The 21,954-nt window shown below is 74.5% G+C and carries 21 protein-coding genes and 1 pseudogene; 16 read left to right on the top strand and 6 right to left on the bottom strand.

Translation table 11 applies throughout. From position 1 onward, the window contains the following. The first annotated feature begins 18 nt into the window (after positions 1-18). From ACWEO5_RS22240 to ACWEO5_RS22210, 7 genes are all read left to right on the top strand, one after another. The gene (locus ACWEO5_RS22240) at positions 19-1,539 is read left to right on the top strand and encodes a sugar ABC transporter ATP-binding protein (protein ID WP_452164032.1); all 1,521 of its coding nucleotides are present in this window, start codon (positions 19-21) and stop codon (positions 1,537-1,539) included. Beyond that, positions 1,536-2,618 (top strand): ABC transporter permease, encoded by a 1,083-nt coding sequence (locus ACWEO5_RS22235; protein WP_452164031.1) that lies wholly within the window; start codon positions 1,536-1,538, stop codon positions 2,616-2,618. Before ACWEO5_RS22240 ends, ACWEO5_RS22235 begins: the two co-directional genes overlap by 4 nt. Continuing rightward, complete coding sequence (yjfF, locus tag ACWEO5_RS22230) at positions 2,615-3,586, top strand: galactofuranose ABC transporter, permease protein YjfF (protein ID WP_452164030.1); 972 nt, start codon at positions 2,615-2,617, stop codon at positions 3,584-3,586. Before ACWEO5_RS22235 ends, yjfF begins: the two co-directional genes overlap by 4 nt. Positions 3,587-3,822: 236 nt before the next feature. Then, positions 3,823-5,526: a ribulokinase gene (locus tag ACWEO5_RS22225; RefSeq protein ID WP_452164049.1), complete on the top strand. Its 1,704-nt coding sequence runs from the start codon at positions 3,823-3,825 to the stop codon at positions 5,524-5,526. A 6-nt stretch (positions 5,527-5,532) separates the two neighbouring features. Continuing rightward, positions 5,533-6,204, top strand: a complete 672-nt coding sequence (locus ACWEO5_RS22220; RefSeq protein ID WP_452164029.1) for an L-ribulose-5-phosphate 4-epimerase — start codon at positions 5,533-5,535, stop codon at positions 6,202-6,204. A gap of 13 nt (positions 6,205-6,217) precedes the next feature. Beyond that, positions 6,218-7,723 carry an L-arabinose isomerase gene (gene araA / locus ACWEO5_RS22215; RefSeq protein ID WP_452164028.1) on the top strand — a complete coding sequence of 502 codons (1,506 nt, stop codon included), beginning with the start codon at positions 6,218-6,220 and terminating at the stop codon, positions 7,721-7,723. A 115-nt stretch (positions 7,724-7,838) separates the two neighbouring features. Next, the gene (locus ACWEO5_RS22210; RefSeq protein WP_452164027.1) at positions 7,839-8,924 is read left to right on the top strand and encodes an aldose epimerase family protein; all 1,086 of its coding nucleotides are present in this window, start codon (positions 7,839-7,841) and stop codon (positions 8,922-8,924) included. A 184-nt stretch (positions 8,925-9,108) separates the two neighbouring features. On the opposite strand, the gene ACWEO5_RS22205 is transcribed toward ACWEO5_RS22210, so the two are convergent. Together ACWEO5_RS22205 and ACWEO5_RS22200 are read right to left on the bottom strand one after the other, a co-directional pair. After that, the gene (locus ACWEO5_RS22205; RefSeq protein ID WP_452164026.1) at positions 9,109-9,897 is read right to left on the bottom strand and encodes a hypothetical protein; all 789 of its coding nucleotides are present in this window, start codon (positions 9,895-9,897) and stop codon (positions 9,109-9,111) included. Positions 9,898-10,074: 177 nt separating this feature from the next. Then, positions 10,075-10,872 carry a methyltransferase domain-containing protein gene (locus ACWEO5_RS22200; protein ID WP_452164025.1) on the bottom strand — a complete coding sequence of 266 codons (798 nt, stop codon included), beginning with the start codon at positions 10,870-10,872 and terminating at the stop codon, positions 10,075-10,077. 136 nt (positions 10,873-11,008) lie between these two features. Between ACWEO5_RS22200 and ACWEO5_RS22195 the strand changes: the two genes are divergently transcribed. Further along, positions 11,009-11,683: a biliverdin-producing heme oxygenase gene (locus tag ACWEO5_RS22195; protein WP_452164024.1), complete on the top strand. Its 675-nt coding sequence runs from the start codon at positions 11,009-11,011 to the stop codon at positions 11,681-11,683. Between the two features lie 85 nt (positions 11,684-11,768). Continuing rightward, positions 11,769-12,068 carry a hypothetical protein gene (locus ACWEO5_RS22190; protein WP_452164023.1) on the top strand — a complete coding sequence of 100 codons (300 nt, stop codon included), beginning with the start codon at positions 11,769-11,771 and terminating at the stop codon, positions 12,066-12,068. Positions 12,069-12,180: 112 nt separating this feature from the next. On the opposite strand, the gene ACWEO5_RS22185 is transcribed toward ACWEO5_RS22190, so the two are convergent. Continuing rightward, the gene (locus ACWEO5_RS22185; RefSeq protein WP_452164022.1) at positions 12,181-12,657 is read right to left on the bottom strand and encodes a MarR family winged helix-turn-helix transcriptional regulator; all 477 of its coding nucleotides are present in this window, start codon (positions 12,655-12,657) and stop codon (positions 12,181-12,183) included. A 43-nt stretch (positions 12,658-12,700) separates the two neighbouring features. Here ACWEO5_RS22185 and ACWEO5_RS22180 point away from each other — a divergent pair, with 43 nt between their 5' ends. Continuing rightward, complete coding sequence (locus ACWEO5_RS22180) at positions 12,701-13,627, top strand: alpha/beta hydrolase (RefSeq protein WP_452164021.1); 927 nt, start codon at positions 12,701-12,703, stop codon at positions 13,625-13,627. 72 nt (positions 13,628-13,699) lie between these two features. On the opposite strand, the gene ACWEO5_RS22175 is transcribed toward ACWEO5_RS22180, so the two are convergent. Together ACWEO5_RS22175 and ACWEO5_RS22170 are read right to left on the bottom strand one after the other, a co-directional pair. After that, positions 13,700-15,334, bottom strand: a complete 1,635-nt coding sequence (locus ACWEO5_RS22175) for an HtaA domain-containing protein (protein WP_452164020.1) — start codon at positions 15,332-15,334, stop codon at positions 13,700-13,702. A gap of 214 nt (positions 15,335-15,548) precedes the next feature. Then, positions 15,549-17,033, bottom strand: a complete 1,485-nt coding sequence (locus ACWEO5_RS22170) for an HtaA domain-containing protein (RefSeq protein ID WP_452164019.1) — start codon at positions 17,031-17,033, stop codon at positions 15,549-15,551. Positions 17,034-17,204: 171 nt separating this feature from the next. On the opposite strand from ACWEO5_RS22170, the gene ACWEO5_RS22165 reads away from it, so the two are divergent. The 5 genes from ACWEO5_RS22165 (at position 17,205) to ACWEO5_RS22145 (ending at position 20,761) form a co-directional block, all read left to right on the top strand. Further along, complete coding sequence (locus ACWEO5_RS22165) at positions 17,205-18,233, top strand: heme/hemin ABC transporter substrate-binding protein (RefSeq protein WP_452164017.1); 1,029 nt, start codon at positions 17,205-17,207, stop codon at positions 18,231-18,233. Next, positions 18,230-19,366, top strand: a complete 1,137-nt coding sequence (locus ACWEO5_RS22160; protein ID WP_452164016.1) for a FecCD family ABC transporter permease — start codon at positions 18,230-18,232, stop codon at positions 19,364-19,366. The genes ACWEO5_RS22165 and ACWEO5_RS22160 overlap by 4 nt, the downstream gene beginning before the upstream one ends. Next, the gene (locus ACWEO5_RS22155; RefSeq protein ID WP_452164015.1) at positions 19,363-20,148 is read left to right on the top strand and encodes a heme ABC transporter ATP-binding protein; all 786 of its coding nucleotides are present in this window, start codon (positions 19,363-19,365) and stop codon (positions 20,146-20,148) included. Before ACWEO5_RS22160 ends, ACWEO5_RS22155 begins: the two co-directional genes overlap by 4 nt. Before the next feature lie 171 nt (positions 20,149-20,319). Beyond that, a complete protein-coding gene (locus ACWEO5_RS22150) occupies positions 20,320-20,463 on the top strand; it encodes a hypothetical protein (RefSeq protein WP_452164014.1) in 144 nt (47 codons plus the stop codon). A gap of 91 nt (positions 20,464-20,554) precedes the next feature. Then, positions 20,555-20,761, top strand: a complete 207-nt coding sequence (locus ACWEO5_RS22145) for a hypothetical protein (protein ID WP_452164013.1) — start codon at positions 20,555-20,557, stop codon at positions 20,759-20,761. Positions 20,762-20,771: 10 nt separating this feature from the next. On the opposite strand, the gene ACWEO5_RS22140 is transcribed toward ACWEO5_RS22145, so the two are convergent. Continuing rightward, on the bottom strand, positions 20,772-21,317 hold the full coding sequence (locus ACWEO5_RS22140; RefSeq protein WP_452164012.1) for a CGNR zinc finger domain-containing protein: 546 nt from the start codon (positions 21,315-21,317) through the stop codon (positions 20,772-20,774). Between the two features lie 95 nt (positions 21,318-21,412). Here ACWEO5_RS22140 and ACWEO5_RS22135 point away from each other — a divergent pair. Beyond that, positions 21,413-21,954, top strand: a pseudogene (locus ACWEO5_RS22135) (MFS transporter); the annotation flags it as partial.

Raw genomic sequence — 21,954 nt, 5'->3', positions numbered from 1 at the left:
CACGAGAGGAGAACCGGGGTGCGGCAGCAACCGGTCCTGGAAGTCCGGGGGATCCGCAAGGAGTTCCCCGGGGTGGTGGCGCTGGACGGGGTCGACTTCCGGCTCTACCCCGGCGAGGTGCACGCCCTGATGGGGGAGAACGGCGCCGGGAAGTCCACCCTGATCAAGGTGCTCACCGGCGTCTACCAGTCGGACGGCGGCGAGGTCGAACTGGCCGGCGAACCGGTGCGGATCGCCGGACCGCTGCAGGCCCAGCAGGCCGGCATCAGCACGGTCTACCAGGAGGTCAACCTCTGCCCGAACCTGTCGGTCGCGGAGAACGTCTTCATCGGACGCGAACCCCGCCGGTTCGGCCTGATCGACTGGGCGGCGATGCGCCGCCGGGCCACCGAACTCGTCCGCGGGATCGACCTCGACATCGACGTCAGCGCCCCGCTGAACAGCTACTCCATCGCCGTCCAGCAGCTGGTGGCGATCGTCCGCGCGGTCGACGTCTCCGCCAAGGTCCTGATCCTGGACGAACCGACCTCCAGCCTGGACCGCGACGAGGTCCGCCAGCTCTTCACCGTCATGCGGCGGCTGCGCGACCAGGGCGTGGCGATCCTGTTCGTCTCGCACTTCCTCGACCAGGTCTACGAGATCTGCGACCGGATGACCGTGCTGCGCAACGGCCGCCTGGAGGGCGAGTACCTCACCAGCGAGCTCGACCAGGTCGCCCTGGTCTCCCGGATGATCGGCGCCGAACTCGCCGGACTCGACCAGCTCGGCGGCGGCAAGCGGCGCGAACGCACCGCCCGCACCGGCAAGGCGTTCCTGCAGGCCGACCGGCTGTCCCGGCGCGGCGCCGTCGAACCGTACGACCTCGACATCCGCCCCGGCGAGGTGATCGGCCTGGCCGGACTGCTCGGCTCCGGACGCACCGAGGCCGCCCGGCTGCTGTTCGGCGCCGACCAGAGCGACGGCGGCACGCTGCGGATCGAGGGCGCCGTCACCACGCTGCGCAGCCCCCGGGACGCCATCGCCCGCGGCATCGCGTTCTGCTCGGAGAACCGCAAGACCGAGGGCCTGGTCGGCGAACTGACCGTCCGCGAGAACATCGTGCTGGCCCTGCAGGCCGCCCGCGGCTGGACCCGCCCGCTCTCCCGCACCGCCCAGGACGCCTACGCGCTGAAGTGGATCCGCGCCCTGGACATCCGCCCCGGCAACCCCGAGGCGCTGGTGCGCAACCTCAGCGGCGGCAACCAGCAGAAGGTGCTGCTCGCCCGCTGGCTGATCACCGACCCGAAGCTGCTGATCCTCGACGAGCCCACCCGCGGCATCGACATCGGCGCCAAGGCCGAGATCCAGAAGCTGGTGGCGAACCTCGCCGAGGACGGCATGGCGGTGCTGTTCATCTCCGCCGAACTGGAGGAGGTGCTGCGGCTCAGCCACCGGGTCGGCGTGCTGCGCGACCACCGGATGGTCGCCCAGCTCGACAACGACGGCGAGCTCACCCCGGAGCGCGTCATGGCCACCATCGCGAGCGGAGCGCACCCATGAGTACGGCAACGGCGGCGAGCACGGTGAAGGCGGTGACCCGGTCCCGGCTGTTCTGGCCGGCGGTGGTGCTGGCCGTGCTCCTGGTCGCCAACCTCGCCTTCACCCCCGACTTCTTCGCCGTCCGCCTCCAGGGCGGCCACCTGTACGGCTCCCTGATCGACATCCTGCACTTCGGCGCCCCGCTGATCCTGGTCTCCCTCGGCATGACCCTGGTGATCGCCACCGGCGGCATCGACCTCTCGGTCGGCTCCACCGTCGCCATCTCCGGCGCCCTGGCCTGCCTGCACATCAGCGAGTCCACCGACCCGGGCAGCCTCGCCACCGTGCTGACCGCCGTCGGCATCGCGCTGGGCACCGCGCTGGTGCTCGGCGTCGTCAACGGCCTGCTGGTGGCCAAGGTCGGCGTCCAGCCGATCATCGCCACCCTGATCCTGATGGTCGCCGGCCGCGGCGTGGCCCAGCTGATCACCGACGGCCAGATCATCACCGTCACCAGCGACCCGTACAAGATGATCGGCGGCGGCTACTGGCTCACCATGCCGTTCGCGATCCTGCTCAGCGCCCTGGTGGTGCTGGCCACCGTGCTGCTGACCCGCTCCACCGCGCTCGGCCTGCTGCTGGAGTCCGTCGGCGGCAACCCGGTCGCCAGCCGGCTGGTCGGCATCCGGGCGATGCGCCTGGTCGCCCTGGTCTACGTGTTCAGCGCGCTGTGCGCCGCGCTGGCGGGCCTGATGGTCTCCTCCAACGTCTCGGCGGCCGACGGCAACAACGCCGGACTGTGGATCGAACTCGACGCCATCCTCGCCGTCGTGCTCGGCGGGACGTCCCTCAACGGCGGACGGTTCTCCATCGGCGGCACCGTCCTGGGCGCGCTCATCATCCAGACCCTCTCCACCACCGTCTACACCATCGGCATCCCGCCCGAGACCACCCTGGTGTTCAAGGCGTTCGTGGTGATCGCGGTCTGCCTGATCCAGTCGCCCGCCTTCCGCGCCAAGCTCGCCGCCCGCGCCGCCCGCACCCGGCGCACCACCCGGCCGCACCCCGCGGCCCCCACCAACCGGGAGGTCGGCGCATGAACGCCCACGCCCTGCTGACCCGCCTGCGCGGACAGATCCCGCTGCTGGTCACCGCGGTCCTGCTGGTGTCGATGTTCAGCGTCGGCTCGGTCCAGTACGAGGGCTTCTTCTCCGGCCAGGTCGTGCTCAACCTGCTGATCGACAACGCCTTCCTGCTGGTCGTCGCGGTCGGCATGACCTTCGTCGTGCTCACCGGCGGCATCGACCTGTCGGTCGGCGCGGTGGTGGCGCTGTCCACCATGGTCTCCGCCTGGCTGGTCGAACAGCACGGCTGGCCGCCGCTGCTGGTGATCCCGCTGGTCCTGCTGATGGGCACCGCCGGCGGCTGGCTGATGGGTTGGATCATCCACGTCTTCGAGATCCAGCCGTTCATCGTCACCCTGGCCGGCATGTTCCTGGCCCGCGGCCTGTGCTACACCATCAGCGTCGAGTCGATCTCCATCACCGACCCGCAGTACACCGCGATGGCGCAGACCCGGATCCCGCTCGGCGACCTGTTCGTCTCGCCCAGCGCGCTGATCGCCCTGCTGGTGGTCGCCGTCGGATTCGTCGTCCTGCACTACACCCGGTTCGGCCGCAACGTGTACGCGCTCGGCGGCAGCGAGCAGTCCGCGCTGCTGATGGGCCTGCCCGTGCAGCGCACCAAGGCCGGCGTCTACGCGATCAGCGGCTTCTGCTCCGCGCTCGGCGGCGTCCTGCTCACCTTCTACATGCTCTCCGGCTACGGCCTGCACGCGGTGGGCCTGGAACTCGACGCGATCGCCGCCGTCGTCATCGGCGGCACCCTGCTCACCGGCGGCTCCGGCTACCTGCTGGGCACCCTGCTCGGCGTGCTGGTGCTCGGCCTGATCCAGACCGTGATCAGCTTCCAGGGCACCCTCAGCTCCTGGTGGACCCGGATCGTCATCGGCGCCCTGCTGTTCGTCTTCATCGTCCTGCAGCGCCTGATCACCGCCCGCCGGCGCTGACCACCGGGCCCCGCCCCCGCGCCGCGGGGCCCACGGGCACCACGCCCGCCCCCGACCCCGCCGGGCCGCCAGGCCCCCCGCTTCCCTGCCGGGCGGCCCGCGCGGATCCCGTCCGAGCCCTCCCAACAGGTGACGACGGGACCCCGGCCGCCGGCCCGCAACGGCGCGGAACCCGCCGGCGGCCGCCGAGTCCACCCGCCACGCCCCCACCCCACGCCAAGGAAGAGACAGTGAGCTTGACTCCCCACCACGACCGGGCGAACGAGCCGGAGAGCTACGTCGTCGGTATCGATTTCGGCACCCTGTCGGGGCGCGCGGTGGTGGTCCGGGTACGGGACGGCGAGGAGCTCGGCAGCGCCGTGCACGCCTACCCGCACGCCGTGATCGAGGACCGCCTGCCCGGCACCGGCCGCCGCCTGCCCCCCGACTGGGCGCTCCAGCACCCCGAGGACTGGCGCGAGGTGCTGCGGGTCGCGGTGCCGCAGGCGCTGGCGGCCTCGGGCGTCGATGCGGCCGCCGTGATCGGCATCGCCACCGACTTCACCGCCTGCACGGTGCTGCCGGCCCTGGCCGACGGCACCCCGCTGGCCGAGCTGCCCGAGTGGGCCGGACGCCCGCACGCCTGGCCGAAGTTGTGGAAGCACCACGCCGCGCAGGGGCAGGCGGACCGGATCAACGCGCTGGCGCACGCCCGGGGTGAGAAGTGGATCCACCGCTACGGCGGGAAGATCTCCGCCGAGTGGCAGTACGCCAAGGCCCTGCAGGTGCTGGAGGAGGACGCCGAGGTCTACGCGGCGTGCGAGCGGTGGATCGAGGCCGCCGACTGGATCGTGTGGCAGCTGAGCGGCGCCGAGTCGCGCAACACGTGCACCGCCGGGTACAAGGGCATCTTCCAGGACGGCGGCTACCCGTCCGAGGAGTACCTGGCCGCCCTGCACCCCGAGTTCGCCGGCTTCGCCCGCACCAGGCTGGAGCACCCGGACGGTTTGGCCGCGCTGGGCTCGCGGGTCGGCTCGCTGACCGCGCAGGCCGCCGCCTGGACGGGCCTGCCCGAGGGCATCGCGGTCGCCGCCGGGAACGTGGACGCGCACGTGGCGGCGCCCGCCGCGCAGGCCGTCGACAACGGCAAGCTACTGGCGATCATGGGCACCTCCACCTGCCACGTCGTCAACGGCCCCGCCCTGGCGGACGTCCCCGGGATCTGCGGCGTCGTCGACGGCGGGATCGCCGAGGGCGCCTGGGGCTACGAGGCCGGGCAGTCCGCGGTCGGCGACATCTTCGCCTGGTGGCTGCGCCAGGGCCTGCCCGCCGACTACCTCGCCGAGGCCGAGGCGGCGGGCGAGGACGCCCACCAGCTGCTCACCCGCAAGGCCGCCGCCCAACGCGTCGGCGCGCACGGCCTGGTGGCGCTGGACTGGATGAACGGCAACCGCTCCACCCTGGTCGACCACCACCTCTCCGGCGTCATCGCGGGCCTGACCCTGGCCACCCGCCCCGAGGACGTCTACCGCGCCCTGCTGGAGGCCACCGCCTACGGCACCCGCACCATCGTCGAGGCCCTGGAGGCGGGCGGCGTCCCGGTCACCGAGTTCGTCGTCACCGGCGGGTTGAAGAAGAACGCCCTGCTGATGCAGATCTACGCGGACGTGCTGCGCCGCCCGGTCTCGCTGGCGGTCTCCGAGCAGGGCCCGGCACTGGGCTCGGCGATCCACGCGGCGGTGGCCGCCGGGGCGTACCCGGACGTGCGGGCCGCTTCGGCCGCGATGGGCCGCGTCCAGCGCCACGCCCACCGGCCCGACGCGGCCCGCGCCGACGCCTACGACGCCCTGTACGCCGAGTACCGGCTGCTGCACGAGCACTTCGGCACCGGGCCCGACCTGCTGCTGCACCGCCTGCGCGCCATCCGCAACGCCGCTCTCACCCACGACAGCGAGGACTGACACCCCATGAGCGACACCATCGACCTGCTGCGCCGCCAAGTCGCCGACCTGCACCAGGAACTGGTCCGCTACGGCCTGGTCGTGTGGACTGCCGGCAACGTCTCGGCCCGCGTCCCCGGCGAGGACCTGCTGGTGATCAAGCCCAGCGGCGTCTCCTACGACGAGCTCACCCCCGAGAACATGATCCTGTGCGACCTGGACGGCAACGTGGTGGAGGGCGAGCACGCCCCGTCGTCCGACACCGCCGCGCACGCCTACGTCTACCGCCACCGCCCGGATGTGGGGGGCGTGGTGCACACCCACTCGACCTACGCCAGTGCCTGGGCGGCGCGCGGCGAGCCGGTGCCGTGCGTGCTGACGGCGATGGCCGACGAGTTCGGCGCCGAGATCCCGATCGGCCCGTTCGCGTTGATCGGCGACGACTCGATCGGGCGCGGCATCGTGGAGACCCTGGCCGGGCACCGCTCTCCGGCGGTGCTGATGAAGAGCCACGGCGTGTTCACCATCGGCAAGGACGCCCGCGCGGCCGTCAAGGCGGCCGTGATGTGCGAGGACGTCGCCCGCACCGTGCACGTCTCGCGCCAGCTCGGCGAACCGCTGCCGATCGCGCAGGCCGACATCGACCGCCTCAACTTCCGCTACCAGAACGTCTACGGCCAGCGCCCCGCGGCCCAGTGAAGGAGTACCACCAGTGACCGAGGTTTTCACCGGACGCGAGATCTGGTTCCTCACCGGGAGCCAGGGCCTCTACGGCCCCGAGACGCTGCAGCAGGTCGCCGAGCAGTCCCAGCAGGTCATCAACCAGCTCGCCCGCACCGGTCTGCCCGTGCGCCTGATCTGGAAGCCCGTCCTCACCGACGCCGACGCGATCCGCCGGGTCTGCCTGGAGGCCAACGCGGATGACGCCTGCGTGGGCCTGATCGCCTGGATGCACACCTTCTCGCCCGCCAAGATGTGGATCGCGGGCCTGGACGCGCTGCGCAAGCCGCTGCTGCACCTGCACACCCAGGCCAACCGCGACCTGCCCTGGGCCACCATCGACATGGACTTCATGAACCTGAACCAGGCCGCCCACGGCGACCGCGAGTTCGGCTACATCCAGTCCCGCCTGGGCGTCGCCCGCAAGACCGTCGCCGGCCACGTCAGCGACCCCGCCGTCGCCGGGCGGATCGCCACCTGGTCGCGGGCCGCCGCCGGCCGGGCCGACCTCGGCTCCCTCAAGCTGGCCCGCTTCGGCGACAACATGCGCGACGTCGCCGTCACCGAGGGCGACAAGGTCGAGGCCCAACTGCGCTTCGGCGTCTCCGTCAACACCTACGGCGTCAACGACCTGGTCGCCGCCGTCGACAACACCGCCGACGCGGACGTGGACAAGCTCGTCGCCGAGTACGAGGAGACCTACCGCCTGGCCCCCGAACTGCGCGCGGGCGGCGAACGCCACGAATCGCTGCGCTACGCCGCCCGGATCGAACTCGGCCTGCGCGGCTTCCTCACCGCCGGCGGCTTCGGCGCCTTCACCACCAACTTCGAGGACCTCGGCGGCCTGCGCCAACTCCCCGGCCTCGCCGTGCAGCGCCTGATGGCCGACGGCTACGGCTTCGGCGGCGAGGGCGACTGGAAGACCGCCGTCCTGCTGCGCACCCTCAAGACCGCCGCCACCGGCCTGCCCGGCGGCACCTCCTTCATGGAGGACTACACCTACCACCTGGAGCCCGGACGGGAGTTGATCCTCGGCGCGCACATGCTGGAGGTCTGCCCGACCATCGCCGCCGCCACCCCGTCCTGCGAGATCCACCCGCTGGGCATCGGCGGCCGCGAGGACCCCGTCCGGCTGGTCTTCGACGCCGCCCCCGGCCCCGCCGTCGTCGTCGGCCTCGCCGACCTCGGCGAGCGCTTCCGGCTGGTCGCCAACGAGATCGACGTCGTCGAACCCAACGAGCCGCTGCCCAACCTGCCCGTCGCCCGCGCCGTCTGGCAGCCCAAGCCGAACCTGCGCACCTCCACCGAGGCGTGGCTGACCGCCGGAGCCCCGCACCACACCGTGCTCACCAGCGCCCTGGACACCGAGCACCTCGACGACCTCGCCGAGATGCTCGCCACCGAACTCGTCGTCATCGACGCCGACACCACCATGCGCGGATTCACCCGCGAACTGCGCTGGAACCAGGCCTACCACCGCCTCTCCCAGCGGCTCTGAGCCACCCGCCACCCAGGAGGGACGACGTCCGCACGCGGGCGTCGTCCCCCTTCCCCGTCCGTCCCCCTCCCCCTTCCGTCCTGTCCTTCCCCGTCCCCGCCGAACGGAGCCTCCCGTGCCGCCCGGAGCACCCGCCCGACTCAGGATCACCCAGACCGAGACCGCCACCCTCCCCGACGGCCGGTGGATCACCCGCTGGACGTTCGGCGCCCCCGGCGGCGTCACGGCGGAGGTGCTCAGCCTCGGTGCCCGCCTCGAAGCCCTCCACACCCCCGACCGGGACGGCCAGCGCGCCAACGTCGTCCTCGGTGGTGCCCACGTCGCGGACCTGCTCGGCGACGCCGCCTACTTCGGCGCCACCGTCGGCCGCTACGCCAACCGCGTCGCCCGCGGCCGACTGCCCCTCGACGGCACCGTCCACCACCTCGCCACCCAGCCCACCGGCCACACCCTGCACGGCGGCCCCGACGGCTACGCCACCCGCCTGTGGGAGGGCGAAGCCGTCCGGGAGGAACACCGGGTCGGCGTCCGCCTGCGCCTGCACAGCCCCGACGGCGACCAGGGCTTCCCCGGCGCGCTCACCGCCGAAGTCGGCTACCTGCTCGACGCCCACGGCGAACTGACCATCGAGTACCGGGCCACCACCGACGCGCCCACCGTCGTCAACCTCACCAACCACGCCTACTTCAACCTCGCCGGCGAGGGCAACGGCACCGTCCTCGACCACCGGCTGCGGGTCGACGCCTCCGGCTACCTGCCCGTCGACGACGACCTGATCCCGCTCGGCCCGGTCGCACCCGTCGACGCCACCCCCTTCGACCTCCGCGACCCCCACCCGCTCGCCGACCGCTTCGCCCTGCACCACCCGCAACTCGGCCCGGCCGGCGCCGGCTACGACCACACCTGGGTCCTGGACGGCACCGGCCTGCGCACCGCCGCCGTCCTCACCGATCCGGCCAGCGGCCGCCGCCTGGAGTGCCGCACCACCGAACCCGGCCTCCAGGTCTACACCGGCAACCTCTTCGACGGCTCGGTCACCGGCCGCTCCGGCCGCCCCTACCGCGCGCACGCGGGCATCGCCCTGGAGACCCAGCACTTCCCCGACTCCCCGAACCGCCCCGACTACCCCTCCACCGTCCTGCGCCCGGGGGAGGAGTACCGCTCCACCACGGTCTACCGCCTCGGCACCACGGCGGGCTAGTGCCGCGTCAGGCGACCTTCGCCCGTCGCGACGCCCAGCACGCACTCTCGCCGCACCGGCCGAAAACCCAAGTACATCCAGTACGAGGGCTTCCGGCCGGCACGCCGATAGCACGCACCGGACGCCGCTCCTTCACGGCAAAGGTCGCCTGACGCGGCACTAGCCTCCGGGGCGGCGTGCGGACTCAGGAGTTCCACCAGGCCGGGCGGACCCGCAGCGACTCCTCCTTGACGCACGCCGACCCGTTGACGACCTCCCGGGCGTGCAGGTCCCAGCCGACCACGCCGTTGCCCTCGCGGCGCAGTTCGATCAGCCGGGACTGCCCGGTGTGCGCCCCCGCCGCCACCTCGCAGCGCAGCACGGTGTCCCAGGCCAGCCCGTCCAGCGCGGCGGCGAACGCCGCCAGCGGCAGCAGCACGACGGTCAGCAGCAGCGCCGCCCACTGCTCGGCCGCCACCAGCCGCAGCCGCCAGGGGGCGAGCGCGGCCGCGTCCGGGCGCCCGTGCGGGTGGGGGCGGCGGCCCGCCCGGTACTCCTGGACCAGTCCGTTGCGCAGCGCCAGCGCGACCAGCGCCACCGCCAGCCCCCACCGGAACCCGTAGAACACCCAGCACAGCACGCCCATCGCCAGCGGGTTCACCAGCGTCAGCGCCACCGTCCGGGCCAGCGCGCCCGCCGAGTGCCCGCGCGGGACGGCGCCGCGCGCCGCGAACAGCGCGAACACCACCCGGGAGGTGACCACCGCCACCAGCGAACCCAGCAGCGGACGGGTCGTCACCATGCCGACCAGCACCTCGCCGAGGTTCGGCACGCCCATGGTGCTGACCACCTCGCGGGTGTGCGCGCCGCCGCCGACTGTCCAGGCGATCTTCACCAGCGGCACCGCCGCGAGCAGCGCCAGCAGCACGGTGTGCCCCGGCCCGCCCTTGCGGTCCGACTCGGTGCGCCCGTCCGCCGTCTCCTGTGCCGCCACCGCGACCGCCTCCCGTCGCTCGTCGTCCCGGGCCGTTCCCGGGCGGGATGCATAGCCGGTCCGGGGGGTCCCGTCCCGTCCGGTCACCGGTGCGGGTGACGGGTTGCGCCGGGTGCGCGGGCGGCCGGGCGGGTGGGGGCCGGGGGTCGAGGGTCGGGGGCCGGGGGCCGGGGGCGCTCAGCGGGCGGCGGGCTTGCGGGCCTCGAACAGGGTGCGGGACATGGTGGAGGTGAACGGGCCCGCGCGGCCGATCAGTTCGTGCAGTTCGCGCAGCCGCTCGCGGTACTGCCCGACCGAGAAGCCGGGCACCGTCCAGACCACCTTGCGCAGGAACCAGACCACCGCGCCGACGTCGGAGAACTCCAGCCGCAGCCGCTCGTTGCGGCAGCCCACCACCTCCAGGCCCGCCGCCCGGGCCCGCGCGGCCTCCACCTCGTGCTCGCGGTCGGTGGGCACCGGGAACGGCCCGAGGAAGAACGCGCTCAGCTCGACGTTGGTGCGCCCGCCCACGTGCTGCGCGAAGTACGTGCCGCCGGGGGCCAGCACCCGGGCGATCTCCGGGAAGTCGACCCGCGCCGGGTGACGGCTGGTCACCAGGTCGAACGCGCCGTCCGCGAACGGCAGCGGCGCGTCCTCCGGGACGGCCACCAGCACGGCGCCCAGCGGGTGCAGCAGCCGCGTCGCCCGGGCGGCGTTCGGCGCCCAGCCCTCGGTGGCCACCAGGGTGCGCGGGAAGTTCGCCGCCCCCGCGCCCGCCAGCACCTCGCCGCCGCCGGTCTGCACGTCCAGCGCCGCGCCGGCCGCCGCGAGCCGCTCGCCCAGCAGTCGCTGGTAGCCCCAGGAGGGGCGCTGCTCGGTGGCCCGGCCGGCCAGCCAGGAGAAGTCCCAGCCGTCGACGGGGGCGGTGGCGGCCTCGTCGACCAGTTCGTCGAAGGAGCGGCCCGGGTACTGTGTCGATCGGTCCATGGCGAGCATCCAAGCACGTCGGAGCCGGTGGGGCGGCGGATTCAACGGCTCGTGGAATCTTCCCGACAGGGCGTCGGCAACGGCTTGACTTAGGTGAGCCTCACCTAAATAATCGGGGGGATTCGATCTTTGGAGGCCCTCCCCGATGTCCAGCCCCGACCAGCGGCCCGCCGCCTTCTCCACCCTGCTCCGCACCGCCAGCGCCGAGGAGCACGAGGCGGCGGAGCACTCCTCCTTCATGAGCGACCTGCTCGGCGGGAAGCTCGGCGTTCAGGCGTACACCGACCTCACCGGCCAGCTCTGGTACGTCTACCGCGCACTGGAAGCCCACCTGGACACCCTCGCCGCGGACCCCGTCGCCGGCCCGCTGGTCGACCGCGCCCTGCTGCGCACCGCCGCGATCGAGCGCGACCTCGACCACCTGGCCGGCCCCGACTGGCGCGACACCCTCGCCCCGCTGCCCGCCACCGAGGCGATCGCCGCCCGGATCGGGGAGCTCGCCGAGACCTGGCCGGCCGGCTACCTGGCCCACCACTACACCCGCTACCTCGGCGACCTGTCGGGCGGTCAGATCATCCGCGGCGTCGCCGAGCGCACCTGGGGCTTCGAGCGCAAGGGCGACGGCGTCCGGTTCTACGTCTTCGAGGAGATCGACAACCCCGCCGCGTTCAAGCGCGACTACCGCGCCAAGCTGGACGCCGCGGGCGAGCTGATGGACGAGGTCGAGCGCTGCCGGGTCGCCGAGGAGTGCAAGCGCGCCTTCGTCCTCAACGGCGCGATATTCGGCGAGCTCGGCGACCGGTACCCGCTGAGCGCCTGAGCGACCGCCCGGCCGGGCGGGGGCCGGGCGGAGCAGGGGCGGGGCGGGTGACGGGGCGGCCGTGCGCTCGGGCATCATCGTCCGCATGAGCGACACGCACGATGACCAGCTGGCCACCCTCTGGCAGGCTTTCCTGGACCTGCCCTTCCCGCAGAGCTGCTACCGGCGCGCCCCCGCCGGTGAGGACCTGGTGCTGCTCGACAGCCACCTCGCCGGCTGCGTGTCCGCCGCCCTGACCGGGCCGCTGGACCAGCGCCGCAGAGCGGCCCTGCGCACCGGCATAGCGACCGTCCATCGGATCCTGCCCGAACTCGCCGACGACCCGGAGGCCGCCGACTACTTCACCCGGCTGCGCGAACTGGCCGTGCTGGCGGGCGAACGCTGAGCGCCGCGTGCCGCCGCCCGTCCTGACGTGACTCGGTCCGTCCTGGCGTGCCGCCGCCCGTCCTGACGTGACTCGGTCCGTCCTGGCGTGCCGCCGCCCGTCCTGACGGGACTCAGCCGGTGGGCGCGCCGATCCGGTCGCGTTCGAGCGCGGAGCGCAGCTCCGCGAGGAACCCGAGGACGGCCGGGCCCGCCGCGCCGTCGAGCGACTCGCCGAGCAGCGCGGCGAGTTCGCGGGTGAACGTCTCCTCCGCCGCGTCGACGAGCCGCGAGCCGTCGTCGGTCAGGGCCAGCAGGGAGGAGCGGCGGTCGGAGGGGTTGGGCTGCCGGGCGGCCCACCCCTCCCGCTCCAGGCGGTCGATCCCCTTGCTGGTCGCCCCGACGCCGATGGCGAACTCGGCGGCGAGGTCCGCCACCCGGCAGCCGGGGTGGTCGCGCAGGTAGCGCAGGAACTCGAACTGCGAGGTGACGATCCCGTGCCGCTCGCGGAGGCGGTCGTTGAGGGCGTTGTACAGACGTGTCTCGCACCGGACCAGGTCCGCGAAGAAGCCGGAGGGGTCGGCCGTCCCACTGCTCGATTTAGATGCCACAGCATATAGTGTAGCGGCATCCAATCGTGGCAGGAGTGCACCCATGAGCAAGGAACAGCGCGCCCGGATCGACGCGATGATGCGGCAGCCCCGGCCCGCGGGCCTCCGGACGGTCGCCGAACTGCGGGCCGGATTCGAGGCGCTGATGGCCCGGATGGCCGTGCCCGACACCGTCCGCACCACCCGGACCGCGCTCGGCGGCCGACCCGCCCTGCGCGTCGAGCCGGACGGCGGGCCCCGCCGTGCCGGGACGATCCTGTACTTCCACGGCGGCGGCTTCGTGTTCGGCTCCCCCGAGACCGCGCTCTGCCTGACCGGACACCTGGTGGCCGGGACCGGCTTCGAGGCGTACTCGCCGGACTACCGGCTGGCCCCCGAGCACCCGTACCCGGCCGCGATCGAGGACACCCTGCGCGCCTACCGCGAACTCCTCGACCGCGGCACCGACCCCGCGGCCGTCGCGTTCGCCGGCGACTCCGCCGGCGGCGGCCTCGCCGTCACCACCTGCCTCGCCGCCCGGGACGCGGGACTCCCGCTGCCCGCCGCCGTCGTGGCGTTCTCCCCGGGTCTCGACGCCACCCGCACGGGCCCGAGCATGGACAGCAAGGAGGGCGTCGACCCGATCTTCACCCGCGCGGCCGTCGAACACACCGGGGCCATGTACCTCGCCGGTGCCGACCCCCGCCACCCCCTGCTCAGCCCGGCCGTGCTGGCCGACCTGACCGGCTTCCCCCCGCTGCTGATCCAGGTCGGCACCAACGAGATCCTGCTGGACGACTCCACCCGCCTCGCCGAACGCGCGCGGGCGGCCGGGGTGGACGTCATCCTGGACGTCACCGCCGACGTGCCGCACGTGTTCCAGGCGTTCGCGGGCCTCCTGGACGAGGCGGACGAGGCGCTGGACCGGGCGGCCCTCTTCCTCACCCAGCGGATCCGCGCCCGGGCCGCGGCGAACGCGCCGGCGCGGTAGGCCGGCCCCCGCCGCCACGCGGGCCGGGCCCGCACGGAAGCTCCGTGCGGGCCCGGTTCGCGCGCGGCCGCCTCACTCGGCAGCGGTGCCGCCGGAGGAGCGACGGCGCGCCAGGACGGTGGTCGCCCCGCCGATCAGCAGCAGCCCGGCAGCCGTCGCCAGGATCGGGGCGGTGCCGGTGCCGCCGCCGGTGTAGGCGAGTTCACCGCCGTCGGCGCCGGAGGTGGTGAGGGTGGCGCCACCGGTCGTGCTGCCGGTGCCGGTGCCCGTTCCGGTGCCCGTTCCGGTGCCCGTTTCGGTGCCCGTTTCGGTGCCGGTTTCGGTGGAGGGGGTGGTGGACGGCAGGGTGGCGGAGCGGTCGAAGGAGAGCACCGCGGTCACCGGGGCCAGCGCCTTGCCCTCCTTGTACTGCCCGAACACCGGCTCGCCCTCCGCCGTCAGCGTCGCCGGGACCTGGCGCAGCGTCACCACGCCGTCGACCGGGGTGAAGTCGGCCTTCGACAGGTCCAGCTCGGCGATCCGGACCCCGGTCAGCACGACCGGCTCCCCGCCGGAGAGGGACTTGGCGGTCACGTCCGCCACCAGGTACGCCCCGGAGGCGTCCACCCGGATGCCCAGCTTCGACAGCGCGGTGTCCAGCTGGTACTGCCCGTCGGCCCCCCGGTGGCCCAGGAAGCGCACCGAACCGGCGAAGTCCGCCGACAGCGCGTGGGTGTCCGTCCGGTAGCTGCCGCTGCCCGAACCGAACCCGAAGCCGGCCGCGCCGCCGCCGAACTCCACCTTGCCCGCGGCGATCGGCCCCGTCACGTAGGCCAGGAAGTCCTCCTGCACCTTCCACTCCAACCGGCCGTCCACGACCGCCAGTTCGTTGCCCGCCGGGGTGGAGGCGGACGCGGAGGGCGAGGGCTCGGGCGACGGCCCGGCCGAGGGGGAGGAGGAGGGGCCGGTGGACGGCTCGGTGGAGGGCGCGGCGCTCGGCTCGGTGGACGGCTCCGTCGAGGGCTCGGTGGACGGGCCGCTGCTCGGCTGGGTGCTCGGCTCGGTGGACGGCTCGGCCGGGGTGGAGGGCGACGGGGACGGGGCGGGGGTCTGCTTGAGGACGATCGACAGCGGGTCCAGGGCGGTGCCGGCCGGGTAGAACCCGGCGAACGCCTTGGCGCCCTCCGCGGTCAGGGCGGCCGCGGTGGACCCGCCATTGGTGGTGTCGCGGGCCACGGTGAAGGTGGCCAGCGGGACGTCCTCGCGGACGGTTGGGGCGGCCGCGCCGACGGTCTCCTTCGAGGAGGTGTCCGCGATGAGGGTGCCGGTGGTGCCCTCGGTGCTGATCCGCAGGTCGCTGAACGCGACGTCCAGCGCGCCGTCGTGGGCGAGGAAGCGCACCCCGCCGTCGAACGTGGCGTTCAGCCTGTGGGTCGTGGTGTCGTAGCCCGCGGAAGCCAGGTTGAAGTGGTACGAGCCGTCCTGGTTGACGATGGCGCCACCGGTCGCGGTGGCGCTGCCGCCACCGATCGGGCCGGTCACGTAGCTGCGGAACTTCGCCAGGACGCCCCAGTTCAGCGAACCGGTGTCGTAGCTGACGGTGGTGGGGGCACCGGCGCCGAAGGCGAGGGAGGGCAGGCCGAAGGCGGTCAGACCGAGACCGGCGGTCGCGGCGGCGAGAGCGGCCAGCCGGGTGCGGTTGCGGTGGCGGGCGGGGGTGTGGGACATGGGTGTGGCTCCGGGAATCGGTGTGGTGGAAACGGGAGGGCAAAACAGGGGCTCGGGGAACGGCGAGCCCGGGTCTGCGCGAGGTTCACTGCCTTTGGGAGCATCGGCTTCTGGTTCGGTCAAAGACACGCAGCAGCACGGACACTTCGATGGGCTCCGGCCGTCAGCAGCACGAGCCCGCCGTTCCCCGGGCCCCTGGCGGGGGCTCTCCGTGTCAGGGGCGCTTGCGGCGGCGGACGACGAAGGCGGTGGCCGCTGCCGCCGCGGCGGTGAGGGTCAGGGCGAGGGCGGTGAGCAGGGCGGCGGAGGGGGAGGAGGAGTCGGCGGTCGCGGTGGGGGTGGTGGTGACCGGGGTGGCGCCGAGGTCGGGGAGCGGGGGAATCGTCGCGGTGGGGGTGAGCGGGAGGCTGACGGTGAGCGGGTCCATCTCGGTGCCGGCGGGGTAGAGGCCGCCGAAGGCGCCCGCGCCGGCGGAGGTGAGGGTGAGGGGGAGGTCGGTGGCGGTGAGGAGGTCGTTCTCGGTCTTCAGCGCGTTCGCGTCGAAGGTGGCGATCTCGACCGGGGCCGGGGTGCGGGTGGTGCCGTCGGGGGTGCGGCCGGAGACGTCGACGGTGAGGCGGCCCTCGGCGCCGGTGGCGGTGAGCCGGGGGTTGGCGAGGGTGAGGTCGAGGCCGTCGGTGTCGCCCTCGCGCAGGCCGGTGAAGCGGACGGTGCCGGTGAAGGAGGCGTCGAGGGTGCGGGCGGCCGGGTCCCAGCTGCCGCGGGCGGGCGTCCAGCGGAAGAAGGCCCCGCCGTCGGCCGCGCCGTCGCCGAGCTGCCAACTGCCCCGGGCGATCGAGCCGGTGACGTAGTCGCGGAAGGTGCGGCGCACGCCCCAGTCGAGGGCGCCCCGGTCGAGGGCGGTGGCGGTGGCGGTGGCGGTGGCGGAGGCGGTGGGCGCGGCGGTCGTCCCGGACGGTTCGGTGGCGGGGGCCGTCGACGGGGCCGCGGACGGGGTGGGCGTCGCGGACGGGGTGGGCGTCGGGGACGGAGTGGCGGCCGGGGTCTTGAGGGTGACCGAGAAGGTGAGCGGGTCGAGCGCCGTCCCGGCGGTGTAGAAGCCGCCGAAGGCGTTCGCGCCGGCCGCCGTCAGCGTCGCGGGGACGTTGCTGAGGGTGAGGGTGCCGGTGGCGTTCTTCAGCGAGACGCCCGCGAGCGAGAGGTCGGCCAGCCGGGCCTGGCCGGTGCTGGAGGTCCGGCCGCTCTCCCGGGACTTGGAGCTGACGTCCGCGTACAGGGCGGCGGCGCCGCCCGCGGTGGCCCTGACGGTGAGGTGGGAGATCACGAGGTCGAGCGCGTTGCCGCCGTTCTCCTGGTGGCCGGTGAACCGGACGCCGCCCTGGAAGGCGGCGGAGAGCGCGCCGGTGGACGGGTCGTAGCTGCCGGTCGCGGAGTGGAAGCGGAAGACCGAGCCGCCGACGGTGGCCGCGCCGCCGGTGAGGGCCCACTTGCCGTTGGCTATCGGGCCGGTGACGTAGCTGAGGAAGGACTGCTTGATGCCCCAGTCGAGGCGTCCGCCGGAGACGGCCGGGTCGGCCGCGGCGGCCCGGCCGGGCAGCCAGGCGAGGGCGAGCAGCAGGGCGAGCGGCAGCACGAGCGCGGTGCGCAGCCGTCCGGCCGGGCGGCGGGGTGGTACGGGGGGCCGTCCGGGGACGGGCATGGCGGATCACTCCTCGGCGGAGGGGAAACGGGCAGGTGGCAGGGGGCGCGGAGGGAAGGACCCCCCTGTTGAACTGAGGTAAGGCTAACCTAATATATGAGTCAAGTGTTCCGTCCACGACCCCCCGGGTCGGCTTCGACGGGACGTCAACGCACCGAGAAAGGCCCGAGGTTGACCCGCACCCTCCGCGACCGGACCAGAACCGCTCCCGCCGTCCTGCTCGCCGTCCTCGGACTCCTGCTCGGCGCCACCGCCTGCGCCACCGGCCAGGCCGCCACCACCGACCCCAAGGCCCCTGCCACCGCCACCGCCGACCCCGACCGGATCGAGGCGCTGCCCGACACCCCCACCCCCCGACTGCCCGTCACCGTGCCCTCCGCGGACGGCCGACAGGTCACCGTCAGCAGCGCCGAGCGGATCATCCCGCTCAACGGCAGCCTCGCCGAACTGGTCTTCAGCCTCGGCCTCGGCGAGCACGCGGTCGCCCGGGACGTCTCCACCACCTTCGAACAGGCCGCGAAGCTCCCCGTCATCACCCAGGCCCACGAGGTCTCCGCCGAGGGCGTGCTCTCCCTGCACCCCACCGTGGTGCTCGCCGACCGCAGCACCGGGCCGGCCGAGGCCGTCGAACAGATCCGGGCCGCCGGCGTCCCACTGATCGTCCTGGACGACGCCAAGCAGCTGTCCGACATCGGCCCCCGGATCGCCGCCGTCGCCGCCGCCCTCGGCGTCCCCGAGGCCGGGGCGCAGCTCAAGGAGCGCACCGAGCGCCGGATCGCCGAGGTGCGTGCGCAGCTCCCGGCCGCCGGGGCCGCCCGCCCCAAGGTGGCGTTCCTGTACCTGCGCGGCAGCGCCTCGGTCTTCCTGCTCGGCGGCCCCGACTCCGGCGCCCCCTCGCTGATCGAGGCCGCCGGCGGCGAGGACGCGGGCACCGCCGCCCACCTCACCGGCGACTTCACCCCGCTCACCAGCGAAGCCCTGGTCGAGGCCGCCCCCGACGCGATCCTGGTGATGAGCAAGGGCCTGGAGTCGGTCGGCGGCGTCGACGGCATGCTCAAGCTCCCCGGCGTCGCCCAGACCCCCGCCGGACTCGACCGCCGGATCATCTCGATCGACGACGGCCGCCTGCTCTCCTACGGCCCGCGCACCCCCCAGGTGCTCCGCGAGATCGCCGACCAACTGCACCGGGACGCCAAGTGACCACCCCCACCCCGCCCCAGACCGCCACCCCGCCCCGGGCCCCCGCACCGCCCCAGACCGCCACCCCGCCCCGGGCCCCCGCACCGCCCCGGGCGGACGGGCCCGCCCGCGACAAGCGCCCGCTGCTGCTGGCCGGACTCTGCGCCGCCCTGCTCGGCTTCGCGCTGCTCGCCGCCGGCACCGGCGCCTACGCCATCCCGCTCGGCGACATCCTCGCCTCGCTCGCCCACCGCGCCCACCTCGGCGGCCACGCCCTGGACCGCGTCCCCGAATCGGTGCTGTGGAACGTCCGGCTGCCCCGGGTCGTGCTCGCCCTGCTGGTCGGCGCCGCACTCGGCTGCGCCGGGGCGCTGATGCAGGGCGTGTTCGGCAACCCGCTGGCCGAACCCGCCGTGATCGGCGTCTCCTCCGGCGGCGCGGTCGGTGCCGTCGCCTGCATCGTGCTCGGCCTGGACGCCCTCGGCTCGTGGACCGTCACCGCCGCCGCGTTCGCCGCCGGACTGCTCACCGTCGGCGTCGTCTACGCCGTGTCGCGCAGCGGCGGCCGCACCGAGGTGGTCACCCTGCTGCTCACCGGCGTCGCCGTCAACGCGTTCTGCGGCGCCCTGATCGGCCTGCTGCTGTTCACCGCCGACACCGCCGCGATCAGCCAGGTCACCTTCTGGCAGCTCGGCTCGCTCTCCCAGGCGAGCTGGGCCAAGGTACTCGCCGTCCTCCCGTTCGCCGCCCTCGGCCTGGCCGTCGCCCCCCGCTACGCCCGCCGCCTCGACCTGCTCGCGCTCGGCGAACGCCCCGCCCGGCACCTGGGCGTGGACGTCGAACGGATGCGGATCGTGCTGATCACCGTCGTCGCGCTGCTCACCGCCGCCGCCGTCGCGGTCAGCGGCATCATCGGCTTCGTCGGCCTGGTCGTCCCGCACCTGCTGCGGATGCTCGCCGGGCCCGGCCACCGCTTCCTGCTGCCCGCGTCCGCCGTCGGCGGCGCGCTCGTCCTGGTCGCCGGCGACCTCGCCGCCCGCACCCTGGCCGCCCCCGCCGAACTCCCGCTCGGCGTCCTCACCGCACTCATCGGCAGCCCGTTCTTCTTCTGGCTGCTGCGCCGCACCCGACGCCGCCAGGGAGGCTGGGCATGACCGCACTGCTCGAAGCGGAGGGCATCGGCTTCGCCGCCGGGGGCCGCGCACTGCTCGCCGACGTCGACCTGGCCGTGCGCGCCGGGGAGATCCTCGCCCTGCTCGGCCCCAACGGCGCCGGCAAGTCCACCCTGCTGTCCGTGCTGGCCGGCGACCGGCGCCCGACCCGCGGCGAGGTCCGGCTCGACGGCCGCCCGCTGGCCGGGCACAAGCCGCTCGAACTCGCCCGCCGCCGCGCCCTGCTGACCCAGACCCACGAGGTGTCCTTCCCGTTCCCCGCCGCCGAGGTGGTCCGGATGGGACGCGCCCCCTGGAGCGGCCGCTGCTCCGCCGCCGAGGACGAGGACGCCGTCACCGCCGCGATGGCCGCCACCGACTGCGCCCACCTCGCCCGGCGCCCCTTCACCGCGCTCTCCGGCGGCGAACGGGCCCGGGTCGCGCTGGCCCGGATCCTCGCCCAGGACACCGCGCTGCTGCTGCTCGACGAACCCACCGCCGCGCTCGACCTGCGCCACCAGGAACTCGTGTTGCGGATCGCCCGGGAACGTGCCGCCGCCGGGTGCGGCGTGGTCGTCGTCCTGCACGACCTCACGCTGGCCGCCGCGCACGCCGACCGGATCGCCCTGCTGGACGCCGGACGCACCGTCGCCGTCGGCCCCACCGGCGCCGTCCTGGACGCCGACCTGCTCACCCGGGTCTACCGCCACCCCGTCGAGGTCCTGGCGCACCCGCGCGGGGGCGCGCCGATCGTGCTGCCCGAGCGCCCCCGCGAAGCAGATTGACGGATCGTCGGCCCGGGAAGACCTCCGAACGGTGGACGACCGAACGGGCGGGATCCGGGCCGGGTCGCGGTCCGGGCGGGTGACCCGGGCGATCCGAGCACATGACCGAGCCGGGCACGGGTAACCGCACCAGCAGGAACCGGACCACACCGGACACCCGGAGGCACCACGATGACCCTCACCATGGCCCTGCTGCTCACCCCCCTCGTCGTCGCCGCGGCCGTCACCGCGACCCGGGCCCCGGCCCGCCGCGGCCGCCACCGCGCGACCGCCGCGCCCGAGCGGCCTGCCGTCGGTTCCCGCGCCGGGCGCTGAAGCGGCCGATCCCGGACGCGGCGCCCCCGGAACCTGCCGCCACCTGCGCGGACGGGAGGACCGCGGCGCCCGTTCCGGATGAGGAGGACCAGTGGAAGACCGCTCGGAGCACGACCACGCCGCCTGGGAGGAGCTCGTCGGGGCGGCCCGCGAACGCGCCCGGGCCCGGCAGGGGCTGCCGGCCGAGCGGCTCGCCCCGCCGGGCGACGCCCAGTACCGGTGGTCGACGGACGAGGCGCGGATCACCTGGTCGCGCGGCGGGACGGCCTTCCTGACCGGTCGGCTCACCATGAGCTGACGGCCCGGGGTCAGGCCGGCCGGCCGTGCCGGCGGCGGTGGGCGGCCACCCGGGTGCGGGAGGCGCAGGCGGGGGAGCAGTAGCGGCGCGGGCTGCCGGGGCCGGTGTGCAGGTGGAGGGTGCGGCAGTCGGTGGCCGCGCACTCGGCCCAGGGCGGGCGGCCGTGCTCGGTCAGCAGGTGGGCCAGGGCCAGCGCGCCCGACGCCAGGAACCACTCGCACCAGCCGGCGTCCTCGCGGTCCGCGTGCAGGTGCCAGGGGTGGCCGCCGTGCCGGGACAGCCGGGGCGCGACCGCGTGCTCGGCCAGGACCGCGTTCAGGGCGGCCGCCGCCAGGTCCGGATCCGGCTCGGCGAGCAGGTCGGCCATCCGCCGGGCGGCGTCCCGCAGTTCGCGCAGGTCGGCGGCGGAGAACGCGTCCCGCGCCAGCTCCTCCGGACGCTCACCGTGGCGCACCAGCAGGGCCGCCGCCACCTCGCGGGGCAGTTCGGGGTGGGCGCGGACGGCGTTCGCCAGATCGATCACGCGCTGGGCGGTGCGGAAGCCGCGGGTGCTCATGCAGGTGCCTTCCTGGAGCCGGTGCCGGCGGGCGGGGGCTTGCCTTCCGGCCGGGTAACGCCTTTTGATGGTAAGCCGTTACGGGGGAGGCCGGAATGCTGCTGCGCTACGCGTCCACCGCGTTCCTCGCCCGCTCGGCCGACGAGGGCGCCGCCGTGGCGATGGTCCTGCTCGCCCTGCACCGCACGGGCGACGCGGCACCCGGCGCGTTCGTCCTCGCCGCCTGGACGGCCCCGCACGCGCTGGCCGCGCCGCTGACCGGCGCCCTCGCGGCCCGCACCCGCCGCCCCCGGCTCCTGCACGCCGCCGCGCTCGGCGTCCTCGCCGCGGCCGTGGCCGTCCTCGCCGCCACCCTGGGCCGCCTCCCGCTCCCGCCCGTCCTCGCCGTCGCCGCCCTCGGCGGCTGCTGCGGACCCGTCGTCTCCGGCGGACTCTCCGCCCTGCTGGCCCGGCTGCCGCCGGACGGGACGCAGGCGGGGGCGGGGGAGGAGGGGCGGGCGCAGGCGTGGGACGCGGTGACCTACAACGCCGCCGCCGTGGCCGGGCCCGGACTCGTCGCGCTGCTCGCCGCCCTCGGCTCCCCGGCCGCCGCCATGCCGGTGCCGGCCGTCGCCGCCGGGTGCGCGGCCGTCCTGAC

Source organism: Kitasatospora sp. NPDC004272 (assembly GCF_053603035.1).
This window is presented reverse-complemented; position numbering and strand designations above follow the sequence as displayed.

Bases quoted from the DNA above. Each gene is read 5' to 3' on its own strand.
- ACWEO5_RS22235 (WP_452164031.1), top strand. From the start codon at position 1,536: ATGAGTACGGCAACGGCGGCGAGCACGGTGAAGGCGGTGACCCGGTCC.
- yjfF (WP_452164030.1), top strand. From the start codon at position 2,615: ATGAACGCCCACGCCCTGCTGACCCGCCTGCGCGGACAGATCCCGCTG.
- ACWEO5_RS22220 (WP_452164029.1), top strand. From the start codon at position 5,533: ATGAGCGACACCATCGACCTGCTGCGCCGCCAAGTCGCCGACCTGCAC.
- ACWEO5_RS22200 (WP_452164025.1), bottom strand. From the start codon at position 10,872: ATGCTCGCCATGGACCGATCGACACAGTACCCGGGCCGCTCCTTCGAC.
- ACWEO5_RS22195 (WP_452164024.1), top strand. From the start codon at position 11,009: ATGTCCAGCCCCGACCAGCGGCCCGCCGCCTTCTCCACCCTGCTCCGC.
- ACWEO5_RS22190 (WP_452164023.1), top strand. From the start codon at position 11,769: ATGAGCGACACGCACGATGACCAGCTGGCCACCCTCTGGCAGGCTTTC.
- ACWEO5_RS22180 (WP_452164021.1), top strand. From the start codon at position 12,701: ATGAGCAAGGAACAGCGCGCCCGGATCGACGCGATGATGCGGCAGCCC.
- ACWEO5_RS22175 (WP_452164020.1), bottom strand. From the start codon at position 15,334: ATGTCCCACACCCCCGCCCGCCACCGCAACCGCACCCGGCTGGCCGCT.
- ACWEO5_RS22170 (WP_452164019.1), bottom strand. From the start codon at position 17,033: ATGCCCGTCCCCGGACGGCCCCCCGTACCACCCCGCCGCCCGGCCGGA.
- ACWEO5_RS22155 (WP_452164015.1), top strand. From the start codon at position 19,363: ATGACCGCACTGCTCGAAGCGGAGGGCATCGGCTTCGCCGCCGGGGGC.
- ACWEO5_RS22150 (WP_452164014.1), top strand. From the start codon at position 20,320: ATGACCCTCACCATGGCCCTGCTGCTCACCCCCCTCGTCGTCGCCGCG.
- ACWEO5_RS22140 (WP_452164012.1), bottom strand. From the start codon at position 21,317: ATGAGCACCCGCGGCTTCCGCACCGCCCAGCGCGTGATCGATCTGGCG.